Here is a 14023-nt window from a genome sequence, read left to right on the forward strand (position 1 = left end):
CGAGGATTTAGAGGAATCAAAGAAGTAGAAGGCACCTTAATTCTGCTTCCCACAAAAAAAGAAAAAACAAGATATGGGCAGCAAGTTGCAAGATTAAGATTCCGTGCAAGAGCAGCAATAGAACCCTGTATTTCACATTTAAAAAGAAACCACTCCTTAGGATTAAACTTCCTTAAAGGAGTGGCTGGAGATATTCATAACGCCCTATTAGCAGGGATTGGATACAATTTGAAGATGAGATTGAACCAAATCAAACAACAAATTCTTTTTTGGCTCGAAGTTGTTCTCAAAATCTTCTTAGGCAAGTATAATTTTCAAAATGAAAAATTAGCTTTTTAAGGAATGACTAGTTATTTTTATCAATTTTGATATTCCTAGCATAGTATTTTATTGAGATCATATATCTTTGTAAAAACAAGAAACATCTCCTCTATGATCGCTATTGCAGCAACAGAATATTACCTCCCCCAACAAGTATTGACCAATGATGACATTTCCCTGGAATTCCCAGAATGGAGCGCTGAGAAAATAAAATCCAAAATTGGTGTAGAAACGCGGCACATTACCCAAAAATCAGAAACTGCCCTTGACCTGGCTTACAAAGCCTGCGAAAAACTGTTTCTCTCCTATGATAGATCCAAGATTGATTTTATCCTCTTCTGTACCCAAAGCCCGGATTATCTTTTGCCTTCCTCCGCCTGCATTTTGCAGAACCAGCTAGGCCTTTCCAAGCAAGTAGGCGCCCTTGATTTCAACCTTGGCTGTTCTGGCTTTGTCTATGGCTTGTCGCTTGCCAAAGGCCTTATTTCCATTGGCCTGGCCAACAATGTTTTACTGGTAACCTCAGAAACTTATACCAAATACCTTAAGCCATCCGATAAGTCTAACCGTACCATTTTTGGTGATGGTGCAGCTGCAACAGTCATTTCCAAAGATGTATCCAAAAAAGATTTTCAGTTCTCGGTAGGGTCAGATGGCAGCGGTTACCACAACCTGATTGTAGAAGCAGGCGGTGCCAGAAATGGTCATAGTATGCATCCAACCCTTTTGATGGATGGCCCAAAAATATTTAAATTTGCTGTGGAAGCTGTCCCTGTTCTTGTAAAAGAAAACCTCGCCAAAAATAACCTGACGGTTGCCGACATTGATCTTTTCATATTTCATCAGGCCAATACCTATATGCTGGATTATTTGAGGGATCTTTGTCATATCCCTGAAGAAAAATTCTTTATCGATATGAAAAATGTGGGAAATACCGTATCCGCGACCATTCCTATTGCGATCCAATCGGCTGTAGAACAGGGGCGTTTAAACAAGGCCGATCTTGTGATGGTCGTTGGTTTTGGTGTCGGCTACTCGTGGGCCGCCAGTATTATTGAATATTAGACTTAAACATTGAAGAAAAAAATACTTATCCGCATCGGTTCTCTGCGTCATGGTGGCGCCGAAAAAGTGCTGGTCACCTTTCTTAAAAATATCCCACCACAGCACTACGAGATAGACCTGCTCCTGAACCTGCACTCCGGAAAGTACCTGAATGATGTCCCGGGATGGATTAATATTATCTATCTGAACCAAGGTGAAATGATCACTACCAACAGGCTGCAGGATCTTCCTAAGAAAGCTTACCGCAAGATTTATCAGGCTGTGCTGAAGAAATTCCCAAAACTGCTGTATAACGGCATCCTGAAAGGCAAAAAATATGATCTTGAAATCGCGGCTATTCACGGGATGCGCGATGAGATCCTGAATTCGCCTATTAAGTCCTCTAAAAAAATCGTCTGGATCCATAACGACCTCAAAAAAACAGAATCTTACCATTATTCTGATGACGAGATCAGAAAATTTTTTAGTTTTGATACCATTATGGTGATTTCGGACCAGATTCAGGATACATTTTTTTCGTTGGCCAAAAATGATCAGGAGCGCAATAAAATTATACGGATTTACAATCCCTTGGACACCGATGAAATTCTAATTAAATCAAAGGCACCAGTCCTTCATTACGATTTTGACGCCTCTGTTCCCACTTTTGTTTCGGTAGGCACCGTATTTCCTCAAAAAGGATTTGACCGCCTGCTGAGGGTTCATCAAAAATTATTAAAAGAAGGCCTTCAACATAACATCCTGATTATTGGCGACGGTTACGATTTTGAAAACATTAAAAAGCTCAAATCGGATCTTGGCCTTGATAACAGCGTCACGATGCTCGGTTTTACAGACAATCCTTATCCCTACATCAGGGAGGCCGGCTACTTTGTACTCAGTTCACGCTACGAAGGCTTCCCAACAGTGCTTTTTGAAGCCATAACCTTGAAAAAGAATATCATCGCCACGCGGGTGTCCGGCGTAGATGAAATGCTGCAGAACGGGCAGCTGGGTCTGATCACCGACAATTCTGAAGAGGGAATCTACACCGGTATGAAGCAAGCTCTTACACAGCCGGAATCTTTTTCCGGATATCAGCATCAGCTGAAGAATTACAGGATGCCCTTTGATCTGGAAAATTCGGTGAAAGCTATCCTTCGAATCATTGATAATCCCTAATTTTACATCATGAGCTATTCTACCATTCAGAAAGATTTTTACAGAGAGAGCGGCCGGTATTTATCCGGTTTACAAATCCTCAAAAAGTGTTTCAGCCCCAATCTGCACTATATTTATCTTTTCAGAAAAGCACAAAAATTTCACAGAACACCACTCTTAGGATTATTGTACAGACTTTTGCTCCGCCATTACCAAATCAAATATGGTTTCCAGATCTATCCGGAAACACAGATTGGCGAAGGTTTTTATTTGGGGCATTGGGGACATGTGGTAATTAACCCCAAAACAGTTATTGGCCGCAACTGCAATGTTGCCCAGGGCGTGACAATAGCTCAGGCTAACCGCGGAAAGAATAAAGGCGCACCTAAGATTGGCGATGAGGTCTGGATCGGGCCAAATGCTGTGATCGTTGGCCATATCATGATTGGAAGTAACGTACTGATCGCACCCAATGCCTACGTTAATACAGATGTGCCTTCCAATTCTGTAGTTATTGGAAATCCGTGTACCATTACAGCAAGGGCTACAGCTACCGAAGGTTACATCAACAATAAAATAGATATTCAGTTTTAAAGAAGTGTCTGATTTTTATCAATATTAAAAGAATGTTAAATATGATGATTTTAAATCCGAAACAATTACATTTGTATAATTATTGATTGAGTCTATTGAATTAGAAAATAAATTAAACAATTTTTAATAATTAGACCTATGGCAAAATCCTACGAAGCTATTTTTGAAAATAATAAAAAATGGGTAGAATCTAAAATTTCTGAAAACCCAGAGTATTTTCACCAGCTGGCAAAAACCCAAAACCCGGAATATTTGTATATCGGCTGCTCAGACAGCCGTGTAACAGCAGAAGACATGATTGGTGCACAGCCAGGCGAGGTTTTTGTCCACAGGAATATCGCTAATGTCATCAATACGCTGGATATGAGCTCCACCGCTGTCATCCAATACGCTGTCGAGCATCTGAAAGTTAACCATATTATTGTCTGCGGCCATTATAACTGTGGTGGCGTAAAAGCAGCGATGACTTCTCAGGATTTGGGCTTAATGAATCCCTGGTTAAGAAATATTCGGGATGTCTACCGCCTGCATCAGGCAGAACTAGATGCCATAACAGACGAAGGCAAACGCTATGACCGCCTGGTTGAACTGAATGTTCAGGAACAGTGTATCAATGTTATCAAAATGGCCTGCGTTCAGGAACGTTATATTTTAGAAGAATTTCCGGTAGTTCACGGTTGGGTTTTTGACCTTAGAACTGGGAAAATCATCGACCAGGAAATTGATTTTGAAAAAATATTAAAAGACATCCAAAAGATTTATAATCTGACTAACTCAGACTGGGTAATGAGCAGAAAAAAATAAGTCCGGAACTATTTATGAAATACTGGAGCATCATCACTTTGACGGTCTTTCTCAACTTTACAGCATTACCAGGTATTGCTGCCATACTGGGTTGGGAATTGCCACGTACCAATGTGGTGATCAATGAAGAAGAGACACATTCCAGTAACACGCTCGTTAATTTTGAAAAAACACTTCCAAAAACTCTGGACATCCATGATTTCCTGAAGTTTTGTGAAACTACTACTCCTAAAAAAATCACCGTTAGCCGGGGATCAGCTCTGTATTTCCCGCCTGTTCTCAGCATTTTCTCCCCTCCTCCAGAGGCCTAAATTTTCATATCTTCTTTACGGAACGCTGTAACAGCGATTGCGGTATTTTTCCAATACCTGCATTACAATGCCGTTCCTATTCATTACACAATAATTGGCTTTTCAGTTCAATTACATCCGTTATTATTTTTTGCGGTTGCCTTTAGGTCAGGCAGTTGCATGTCGCACTTATTATTTTCGATATTATGAAAAAAACAACATCTTTGTTTGGAGGAATCAAAGAAAACTTTCCGTCCGGCCTTGTGGTCTTTTTGGTTGCATTGCCACTATGTCTTGGTATAGCACTGGCATCGGGCGCACCACCATTATCAGGTATCATCTCAGGAATTGTAGGTGGTATTGTGGTAGGACTTATAAGCAATTCCAGTATATCGGTTTCCGGCCCTGCTGCAGGCCTTACCGCCATCGTTTTGGTGGCTATCAGCGATCTTGGAGCTTTTGAACTTTTCCTGTGTGCAGGTATTATTGCCGGAATCATTCAATTGATTTTAGGTTTTATCCGCGCAGGAAGTATTTCCAATTATTTTCCTAATAACGTTATTGAGGGGATGCTAGCCGGTATTGGTATCATCATCATTCTTAAGCAGCTGTCGCACGCTGTAGGATTTGATAAAGATTATGAAGGCCACGAATCTCTTTTTGACAATGGTATTAATTTCGGTTATTTTTCGGAACTGGTTTCTGCCATCCATCCGGGTGCAGTCGTCATTACGCTGATCTCTCTTGCTATATTGTTAGCCTGGGACCATGTAACCGTTCTGCGCAGGTTAAAACTTTTGCCAGGCGCTTTGGTTGCCGTTATCGCAGGAATTCTTATCAACGAACTATTTAAGCTGAGCGGAAGTTCTCTTGCTGTATCGCCGGAACATCTGGTAACACTGCCGGTGCCAAGTACTGCAGAAGAATTTAAAAACCTGATTATATTTCCGGATTTTGCAGGATTTACCAATCCAAAAGTGTGGATAACCGGAGCAACCATTGCCATTGTTGCGTCTATAGAGACACTGCTTTGTATAGAAGCTTCGGACAGGCTGGATGTAAGACGGCGCATTACCGATACCAATCTTGAGCTTAAGGCGCAAGGGATTGGTAACCTTGTAAGTGCTTTTATTGGCGGTTTGCCCATGACATCAGTTGTTGTAAGAAGTTCTGCAAATGCCAACGCCGGTGCTACGTCTAAGGTATCCGCTATTATACACGGTATCCTATTGCTCATCTGTGTATTATCCATCCCAATGGTTCTGAATATGATTCCATTGGCAACGCTGGCGGCCGTTCTGATTCTTGTAGGATATAAACTGGCGAAGCCAGCCACTTTCAAACATTTTTGGCACAACGGAAAGTATCAGTTTATCCCTTTTGTAGCGACCGTGGTAGCCGTTGTAGCAACTGACCTGCTGAAAGGTGTGGGTATAGGTCTATTAATATCGATTATCTACATCCTACAGGGTAACATGAAGCGGGCTTACTATCTAAGCCGGGAAACGCTGAATGACGCAGACGAAATTACTATTAAGCTGGCGGAAGAAGTGTCTTTCCTCAATAAGGCCGCGATCAAGAAAACGCTGAAAAATGTAAAAGCCGGCTCAAAAGTCATTATTGATGCCAAAACCACTTCCTACATCACAATGGATGTGTTGGAAATGATTCAGGATTTTGCCAATGTACGGGCAAGAGAAGAAGATATACATGTAGAATTGCTGGGTTTCAAAACTTCTTATGGGGATTATGCCCGCGACGAAGATTCCCACGTGGTTGTCAATCATAAGAGAGCCATGTAAAATGATCACAGTATAATCACAAAACAAATTCTTTAAATATTAAATTAATGAAAGCACATACATTAGAAACACAAACAAGCATAACACCAGATAAAGCCCTTGATTATTTAAAAGAAGGCAACGCCCGTTTCGTCAACAACTTAAAAGTCAACAGAAACCTGCTGGAACAGGTGAACGACACACGCGAGGGCCAGTGGCCGTTTGCAGTAGTTCTTAGCTGTATCGACAGCCGTACCTCGGCAGAGCTCATTTTTGATCAGGGATTGGGTGATATCTTCAGCGTAAGAATCGCCGGTAATTTTGTCAACCAGGATATCCTTGGCTCTATGGAGTTTGGTTGTAATGTGGCGGGATCCAAACTGATTGTTGTCCTAGGGCATACAAAATGTGGCGCGCTGAAGGGCGGTCTGGATGCGGCAAAAATAGAGGGACTTGGGATGGATAATCTCAACCACCTGATTTATCATTTTGATCCTATTATTAATGAGATCATCAAAGAAGGTGAAGAAAGGTCATCAAAAAACGAAGATCTGCTGGAAAGGCTGAACCATCACAATGTTCAGCATGCACTGGCAGACATCAGACATAACAGCACCACACTCAGAAACCTTGAAAAAGAAGGTAAAATAAAAATTGTGGGTGCCAATTACTGTGTGGAAACCGGTGTGGTGACCTGGTTATAGGAACATTTTTTTCTTCATAAAGTTAGGGTGGTAGGCCGGGTAATTGATTTATCCGGCTTACCTATTTACTTACCATTGTATGACGACATGGTATTATTGACTCCTGCAAAAACAAATGACAACGCCGCTTCTGCAAACTTCCGGATCCTTTCGGAGAGTTTTTCCTGCTCTTCCTCCGTCCATCTGCCCAAGACATAATCAATCTGATGGCCCTGGCTGAATTCGGCAGAGATCCCGAATCGCAACCTTGCGTACTGGCTGGTATTAAGAACAGCTTCAATATTTTTGAGCCCGTTATGGCCGGCCGCGCTGCCCTTGGCTTTCATCCGGAGTGTCCCAAACGGTAGGGAAAGATCATCAGTAACTACCAAAATATTTTCCAGCGGAATATTTTCCTTCTGCATCCAGTAGCGCACCGCGTTCCCGGAAAGGTTTACATAGGTATCCGGCTTCAGCACAAATACCTTACGGCCTTTATATTTCCCTTCGGCCATCAGGCCAAAATTAGAGGACTGAAAGGGAGCTTCTATCTTCCTGCCAATCTCCTCTGCCACTTTGAAACCAATATTATGGCGTGTTTCTGTATATTCTTCTCCTTTGTTGCCGATCCCGACAATAAGATATTTCATAATTTTTTTAGTAGGTATATTTAATATATTGATCGCCGGCGGTACTTTTTAGAGGGTAACCGTCTTTATCATAGTCGTGTGAAAACTCCATATCTTCTGTGGATGTGCCGTCAGAGATGGATACTTTTACAAAGTTATTACCTGACAAATAGGCGCCGCCCTGTGGACCGAGGCCTGAAAGTAGCAGGATATACTCTTTGGGTAACAAAAGATAAGGTGACTTTTTGTTGTCGTAAGTGTAAGAAATAGTTTGTACTTCCGGACTCATGACAAGTGTACCGGATGCATTATAAATCCCGGAACTGATAATCGACTTCGAGACATTAGCACCGGCATAATCGTACACTGTCGCGATGTATGATTTTACCGGAAAAGACAAGGTATAATCATGAACAAACTCTATTTTTGACAATTTGCCTCCAGTGTAAGTATAAGTAGACGATATGGTACCCATATCTTGTAAAGTAGTGGTAATTTTCGAAACATTGCCCCCGGAATACTCCCAAACAGAAACCTCACCATCTCCTGTCATCTTTGCAATTTTATTATCTGTGTTATACTCGAATACTGTCAAATTACCATCCTGATCTGTATAAGACACTAATTTGAAACCGTCATAATTATAGGAATAACTTTCTGTCTCAATCACGCCTGATGTATCATCTTTGAGATGGGCCTCAATTTTTTGTAGCTGTTTGGTATTGAAATCATACCAGATATTATGCAGTAGATCCCCATTTGTATCCTGATCAGAAGTGCAGGACACGATAGATAAAAGTGCTAAAACAGCCAGCCAGTAACGTTGTAAATATTTCATTAATTGTTTTTTCTGTTGCAAATTTAAATTATTAAAGCCAAATGATAACAACAATTGGAAATTCTGTGGATAACGCAGCCCATTAATGCCAACAATAATTTCGCTTAAATAAATAGGACATTTCAAATTTATAAAATCTACAAAAATCCCCACTCATCAACCAAAAAAGGCGGTAATATTGAGTATTGATTTCGGAGGATTATTGGTTTTTATTTAAGGAAAATGAATCCTACACGCCAATATTTTCCTGCACTGAAATTTTTTAAAAAAAATACACCCAAACAACTGTTAACCAAATAATTATATTAACACAGATTGAATATCAATTCTGTAATTAATTACAGAACTTAGAAATCAAGATTTGATAAGATTGTATATTTGATAATTTTAAAATAAAACAACAATAAGAGGAAGTTCTTCGAACCAAGTAAAAAATAATTATTATTCACAATACAAACACCGAATGAGATCAATATTTATACTTTTTTTTATTTTGACAGCCACTCTGTATTCTGCACAAAACACGGTCACTTGCCCCGGAAATAAAAAAGTAGACCTTCTGATAGACAAAGCGACTGCAATGGACAAGAAGGAAGAATCTCAGAAAAGCATACAGATCTTCCAAAACGCTGCTCTATTAGCCAAGAAATCAAACTGCAGAGAGAGTGAACTGATGGCACAAAAAGGCATCATGCTGTGTTATGCCAGACTATACCAATACAAAAAAGCACTGGCAGTCTCAAAAACCGTTGAAGAGATCGCGCTAAGGCTAAAAGATTACAAAATCCTATCCTCTGTATTCTCAACCAGAGCGGTGCTGTACACCAACCTTGGATTGTATAAAGAATCTATTGGTGCTTATGATTAAGCTCTGGAATACGCCAAAAAAATTGATAATGATGATGCTAGATTTTTTGAAATTGGATTCATCTACTTTAACCTCGCACCCTATTATCAGGATCATCTTTGGAAAAAGCCATCACTTATCTTCTGAAAAGCAAAACCGAAATTGAGAAAATCAGTAATCATGGTAAGGACATCCCGCTGAGTAAGAAAATGGACATGCTGGTTTCCATCAATACCAATTTGGGAATGTTTTACCAAGTTAGCAACAACCCCGACCGAAACCTGGAAAAATCAAAACAGTATTATGACGCAGCACTCAAAGATACCGAAAACGAAAACTACAAGGTAGGAACTGACACCAAAATTAATCTTTATGAATGTCTCTTAGAATTCTACAATGCAGGCAAAGATTATAATAAAGCCATTGACTTTGGCGAAAAAATGCTTGCGGTAGAAAAGTCTTACAGTATGCCTTATAACAGGCGTGTCGGCTATATGGTACTTGCAAAAGCTTATTTGGGCGCCGGCAAAAATGAAACATCCCAAAAAGTACCTTGACCTGTATTCTAAAATCAATGACAGCATCAATACCGTGGAAAAAGAAGCTGTAGAAGAGCCTGTAAAACAGATTATTAAAAAAAATGAAAACAACTATTCCCAGAAGGTCAAAACGGCATTTCTACTTGCCGGTATAACAGTTCTGTTGATCGTTGTGACTGCATTGGTCCTGTGGCTTTTTCATAAGAAAAAATTAAAGAAAAAATATGAAGCGATCATAGACAACCTCAAGGCAAGCAACACTGCAATCACAGAAACGCCTATTGAAGTACAAAAGGCAGAAGATGAAAACCAAGCGAGCGTCAATATTGCTGATGACACTTTGAAAACCATTCTCAAACGACTGGAAAAATTTGAAAGTTCTAACCGTTTCACAAAACAGGATGTGAACTTTGCATATCTGGCCAACTACTTGGGCACCAATTCCAAATATCTGAATAATATCCTGAAACAATATAAAGACAAGACATTTAGCGAGTATATCAATGACCTCCGGATCAACTATATTATCAAGCAACTGTATGAAAAACCAAAATACAGAGAGTATAAAACCAGCTACCTGGCTGAGGAATGCGGTTTTTCTTCAAGGGAAGTTTTTACCACGACTTTCAAAAAAATTGCCGGCATCCCGCCATCCTATTTTATAGAAAATCTCAAAAAAGAACAACATTCCGCTGGTCATTTGGAAACAACGAATTAAGAGAAAATAAAACGCCTGCATCTTGTGATACAGGCGTTTTGCGTTAAATCAGGAACTTATTATTTTTTGATTAATTTAATTCCTTTAGCATCGTTTTGTGTTTTGATGAAATAAACTCCAGCCGGAAGTTCAGAAACATTAAGAGCCTAACCGTTTTCCACTGTAGCTGATTTTACCAAAGTACCGTTGAACTAAACCTCCGGTAGCTTTTCCCATTCGCCGTTTTAGTAACTTTGTTTTTATTAACCTTTTAAAAACTCATGAAATGGCTACAAAAAAAAATCTCCGGAGGATTTAAGGACCAACAAATTCCTCAATCGTGCCTCGAGCGAAGTTAAAGGTTTTGCCGAACTTCTGCAACGCTTCGAAAGAAATATTTCCATCCTGGGCAGAAGCAGGCGTACCTTTAACTATTATTCCCGTCACGTTGCAGCCTTGGCGCTTCATTTCGGTAAAGTCCCTACCGAATTAGACCCGGAAGACATCAAAGATTACCTTTTTGAACTTCAAAAGCGATCAAAAACCCCTTCTCAGTCGTACTTTAAACATACCGTTTACGGACTGCGGTTTTTGCTGAAAACCGAAGGCTTGCCTTACAGCTACCTCCATCTTCCCGCGATTCCAAAGGTGTAAAAACTTCCCACTATTTTAAGCCGTGAAGAAATCTGGCGAATGCTTCAAAGTGCTGAACTCCTGAAACACAAACTGCTCATCGGCCTGATCTACGGGTGCGGACTGCGCTGTATGGAAGTAAGGAATATCAAGCTTCACACACAAAACGCTGCTCAATAAATGCCGGTGCTGCAAGGAGGGAAACCTGGTGACCATTGCCGTTTTCGGGCAGCGCGGTCCACCGCAGGACTTTCTTTTCGTTACCCAACCTTTGTCTGCAAAATAACCTTTGCGGGTAAGGGAAGCTGTGCCCTACCGCCAATAAAACCCCGCAGAAACCACTTCCAAAGTCTACCCAATGCCACAAAAAAGCAGTCCTCCCGAAAAAACTGCTTTGTGTATCTAAATTCTGAAAACGACATCCCCATAAGAGGACCATCTTACTGCTGAAAAGCCACCGGAGCTTCCTTTCAACGGGCTTTCATCTTCTGTCCTGCGGACAAGACGAAAGCTTAGTTATTAGCAGAAGGTTTTATTTATTTTGAATATTTTTTTCAAATTTTAAAATTAGAAAGTGAACAAAAATTAAGTTTACGACAACAAGTATAAAACCTAAAATGCCCCAAACAATTTGATCACTAATACTTAAAACTTCTTGATTGTTAATTTTTAAAAATGTATATAAACAATAAGGTAAAACTAAAAATGATGTTATTATTGAAGGTATATATTTACCAAAAATAATCCATTGAATGATATGAACTATTATATGTAAAGAAAATCCTATAAATATTCCATACCATAAATTATACTCTTTAGTTACTAAAGATAATATTGTAACTATCGATATTATCAAAAACTCTTCAGCTACTCCAACAGTAAAAGATGCTGTGGAAATTTTATTTAAGTGAGAAGAAATCTTCTTACCAATTTTTGGAAATCTTGATATTAATTCTTTTTCATTTTTTTCTATCCATTTTTTGAAAAATATAATTTCTTCAAAATCATGAATCATAAAAATTATCGGAAGTAGCATTATTAATATTTCAAAATCCATTTTTTAATTTCGTATAGTGTTTACAAACTTTCTGCTAACGGTGTGTGTAGCATTAGTGGCGGATTGCGGGCGTATCTCCTTTCAAGCCAGTAGATGGCTGATGCGGGAAATGAACCTTGCGGAACGTGCTTTACCCGCCATTAATGCTACACAATGTTAGCTGCTGGTTTTCATTAATTTATTTCATAATTTCCTTACAGGAACACAAATATCTACTTTAAAAATTCCATTTTCTGGTTCATCAGGATATAATTCATAACAAGCTTTATCGTCAGGTTGATACCCACTTGATGGAAACCATTGTCCAATTAACCAATCCCACGCTTCTTGAAATTCGTCTGCTTTCAGTGAAAATCTTGCTACGACATATTTACCTTTCTCAAGCACCATCTTCCCAATTTCACCATCTACTTTGGTGTTTTCTGGTGCAGTCAAACAAATACTTGTCCTTAATTTGCTTTTGTCTGCAACGGTTACATCATCGTGGTAGACAATTGCTGTCCGAAATTCGTTACTGTCCAATAGTCCTTTGGAGCCTGCCCAAGCAAAAAGTTTGCTAAACAAGCTTTCAAATAATTCTGCATCTCCCTGATATGGTCCGATATGTCTTAAATAAATTACTGGAATTGCTGGTAATTCCTTGACTTCAATATTTTCGTTATTTTTCATATTAACTTTCCATTTAACTGATTTTGTTTGATTACAAATGTAAATGGAAGATTTTTTATTGAGTTTATCATTAATGCTATTCGCTTTATTCAAATTGCTATTCTTAATTCGGAAAGAAGAAGCGGATTCATTAAAATGAAATTTGAAATTTTTTGAAAACACTGGCAAACTTTTAAATCCACATTTACAAGAAATCCCTGATATAGAATCGTTCCCATGAATTAACAAAGATGCTGCTTTTTCCAGTCGAAGTCGAAGAATCAATTGAAATGGTGTTTCTCCGGTTACACCTTGAAATATTCTACTAAAATGAAACTTTGAAAAGTTTGAAACATTTGCCAATTCTTCCAATGTAAAATCACTGTCCAAATTTTTCTCAATGTGGTCTATTACTTTATTTATTCTGTATTTATATTCTTTGTCAATCATGTGGTTGTTCTAACTTGCAGCTAACGAAAAAGTATTGCAGAAGGCGGGGTTAAAATGCACTTCTGTTCTACTGAAACAAAATTAAATTAAACAAAAAAAACTACCGCATATAACATTCAACCCCGCTTTTTGCAATACAATGTTGAACTAAACCTCCGGTAGCTTTTCCCATTCGCCGTTTTAGTAACTTTGTTTTTATTAACCTTTTAAAAACTCATGAAATGGCTACAAAAAAAAATCTCCGGAGGATTTAAGGACCAACAAATTCCTGAATCGTGCCTCGAGCGAAGTTAACGGTTTTGCCGAACTTCTGCAACGCTTCGAAAGAAATATTTCCATCCTGGGCAGAAGCAAGCGTACCTTCGACAATTATTCCCGTCACGTTGCAGCCTTGGCGCTTCATTTCGGTAAAGTCCCTACCGAATTAGACCCGGAAGACATCAAAGATTACCTTTTTGAACTTCAAAAGCGATCAAAAACCCCTTCTCAGTCGTACTTTAAACATACCGTTTACGGACTGCGGTTTTTGCTGAAAACCGAAGGCTTGCCTTACAGCTACCTCCATCTTCCCGCGATTCCAAAGGTGAAAAAACTTCCCACTATTTTAAGCCGTGAAGAAATCTGGCGATTGCTTCAAAGTGCTGAACTCCTGAAGCATAAACTGCTCATCAGCCTGATCTACGGTTGCGGACTGCGCTGTATGGAAGTAAGAAATATCAAGCTTCACACCCAAAACGCTGCTCAATAAATGCCGGTGCTGCAAGGAGGGAAACCTGGTTACCATTGCTGTTTTCGGGCAGCGCGGTCCGCCGCAGGATTTTCTTTTCGTTACCCAACCTTTGTCTGCGAAATAACCTTTGCGGGTAAGGGAAGCTGTGCCCTACAGCCGGTAAAACCCCGCAGAAACCACTTCCAAAGGCTACCAAACGCCACAAAAAAAGCAGTCCTTCTGAAAAAACTGCTTTGTACCTCTAAATTCTAAAAACGACATCCCCATAAGAGGACAA

At 39.5% G+C, this 14023-nt stretch carries 16 protein-coding genes and 3 pseudogenes; 15 read left to right on the forward strand and 4 right to left on the reverse strand.

The window, feature by feature from the left end; all coding sequences use genetic code 11:
• From B0B05_RS16505 to B0B05_RS00040, 8 genes and pseudogenes are all read left to right on the forward strand, one after another.
• Nucleotides 1–339: pseudogene (locus B0B05_RS16505) on the forward strand (IS5/IS1182 family transposase); the annotation flags it as partial.
• Nucleotides 340–432: 93 nt separating this feature from the next.
• Nucleotides 433–1386, forward strand: a complete 954-nt coding sequence (locus B0B05_RS00010) for a ketoacyl-ACP synthase III (protein ID WP_076781257.1) — start codon at nt 433–435, stop codon at nt 1384–1386.
• Between the two features lie 9 nt (nt 1387–1395).
• The gene (locus B0B05_RS00015) at nt 1396–2547 is read left to right on the forward strand and encodes a glycosyltransferase (RefSeq protein WP_076781258.1); all 1152 of its coding nucleotides are present in this window, start codon (nt 1396–1398) and stop codon (nt 2545–2547) included.
• 9 nt (nt 2548–2556) lie between these two features.
• Complete coding sequence (locus B0B05_RS00020; protein WP_076781260.1) at nt 2557–3120, forward strand: serine acetyltransferase; 564 nt, start codon at nt 2557–2559, stop codon at nt 3118–3120.
• Nucleotides 3121–3258: 138 nt separating this feature from the next.
• Complete coding sequence (locus tag B0B05_RS00025; RefSeq protein ID WP_076781262.1) at nt 3259–3924, forward strand: carbonic anhydrase; 666 nt, start codon at nt 3259–3261, stop codon at nt 3922–3924.
• A 14-nt stretch (nt 3925–3938) separates the two neighbouring features.
• Nucleotides 3939–4235 carry a hypothetical protein gene (locus B0B05_RS00030; protein ID WP_076781264.1) on the forward strand — a complete coding sequence of 99 codons (297 nt, stop codon included), beginning with the start codon at nt 3939–3941 and terminating at the stop codon, nt 4233–4235.
• 185 nt (nt 4236–4420) lie between these two features.
• Complete coding sequence (locus B0B05_RS00035) at nt 4421–6016, forward strand: SulP family inorganic anion transporter (protein WP_076781265.1); 1596 nt, start codon at nt 4421–4423, stop codon at nt 6014–6016.
• Between the two features lie 47 nt (nt 6017–6063).
• Nucleotides 6064–6699: a carbonic anhydrase family protein gene (locus B0B05_RS00040; protein ID WP_076781267.1), complete on the forward strand. Its 636-nt coding sequence runs from the start codon at nt 6064–6066 to the stop codon at nt 6697–6699.
• Nucleotides 6700–6764: 65 nt separating this feature from the next.
• Here B0B05_RS00040 and pth read toward each other — a convergent pair whose 3' ends face one another.
• Together pth and B0B05_RS00050 are read right to left on the reverse strand one after the other, a co-directional pair.
• A complete protein-coding gene (gene pth / locus B0B05_RS00045; protein ID WP_076781269.1) occupies nt 6765–7328 on the reverse strand; it encodes an aminoacyl-tRNA hydrolase in 564 nt (187 codons plus the stop codon).
• A 7-nt stretch (nt 7329–7335) separates the two neighbouring features.
• Nucleotides 7336–8145 carry a hypothetical protein gene (locus B0B05_RS00050; protein WP_143745913.1) on the reverse strand — a complete coding sequence of 270 codons (810 nt, stop codon included), beginning with the start codon at nt 8143–8145 and terminating at the stop codon, nt 7336–7338.
• 463 nt (nt 8146–8608) lie between these two features.
• On the opposite strand from B0B05_RS00050, the gene B0B05_RS00055 reads away from it, so the two are divergent.
• The 5 genes and pseudogenes from B0B05_RS00055 to B0B05_RS17305 all read left to right on the forward strand — a co-directional run.
• Nucleotides 8609–9013, forward strand: a complete 405-nt coding sequence (locus B0B05_RS00055; protein ID WP_143745914.1) for a hypothetical protein — start codon at nt 8609–8611, stop codon at nt 9011–9013.
• 98 nt (nt 9014–9111) lie between these two features.
• Entirely contained in the window at nt 9112–9549 is a 438-nt protein-coding gene (locus tag B0B05_RS00060) for a tetratricopeptide repeat protein (RefSeq protein WP_076781274.1), read from the forward strand.
• Entirely contained in the window at nt 9524–10249 is a 726-nt protein-coding gene (locus B0B05_RS00065; RefSeq protein WP_076781275.1) for a helix-turn-helix domain-containing protein, read from the forward strand. The genes B0B05_RS00060 and B0B05_RS00065 overlap by 26 nt, the downstream gene beginning before the upstream one ends.
• A gap of 354 nt (nt 10250–10603) precedes the next feature.
• Nucleotides 10604–10882 carry a phage integrase N-terminal SAM-like domain-containing protein gene (locus tag B0B05_RS16855; RefSeq protein ID WP_262488130.1) on the forward strand — a complete coding sequence of 93 codons (279 nt, stop codon included), beginning with the start codon at nt 10604–10606 and terminating at the stop codon, nt 10880–10882.
• Nucleotides 10883–11024: 142 nt separating this feature from the next.
• Nucleotides 11025–11147 (forward strand): annotated as a pseudogene (locus B0B05_RS17305) (IS91 family transposase); the annotation flags it as partial.
• 246 nt (nt 11148–11393) lie between these two features.
• Here the strand turns inward: B0B05_RS17305 and B0B05_RS00075 are convergent.
• Together B0B05_RS00075 and B0B05_RS00080 are read right to left on the reverse strand one after the other, a co-directional pair.
• Nucleotides 11394–11918 carry an HXXEE domain-containing protein gene (locus B0B05_RS00075; RefSeq protein WP_076781277.1) on the reverse strand — a complete coding sequence of 175 codons (525 nt, stop codon included), beginning with the start codon at nt 11916–11918 and terminating at the stop codon, nt 11394–11396.
• Between the two features lie 183 nt (nt 11919–12101).
• Nucleotides 12102–13016: an AraC family transcriptional regulator gene (locus tag B0B05_RS00080; RefSeq protein WP_076781279.1), complete on the reverse strand. Its 915-nt coding sequence runs from the start codon at nt 13014–13016 to the stop codon at nt 12102–12104.
• A 310-nt stretch (nt 13017–13326) separates the two neighbouring features.
• Between B0B05_RS00080 and B0B05_RS00085 the strand changes: the two genes are divergently transcribed.
• Both B0B05_RS00085 and B0B05_RS17310 read left to right on the forward strand, forming a co-directional pair.
• Nucleotides 13327–13764: a site-specific integrase gene (locus B0B05_RS00085; protein WP_262488131.1), complete on the forward strand. Its 438-nt coding sequence runs from the start codon at nt 13327–13329 to the stop codon at nt 13762–13764.
• Nucleotides 13727–13870, forward strand: a pseudogene (locus B0B05_RS17310) (IS91 family transposase); the annotation flags it as partial. The gene B0B05_RS00085 and the pseudogene B0B05_RS17310, both read left to right, overlap by 38 nt.
• Nucleotides 13871–14023: the final 153 nt, after the last annotated feature.

The organism is Epilithonimonas bovis DSM 19482, from assembly GCF_900108115.1.
Classification (GTDB): domain Bacteria; phylum Bacteroidota; class Bacteroidia; order Flavobacteriales; family Weeksellaceae; genus Epilithonimonas; species Epilithonimonas bovis.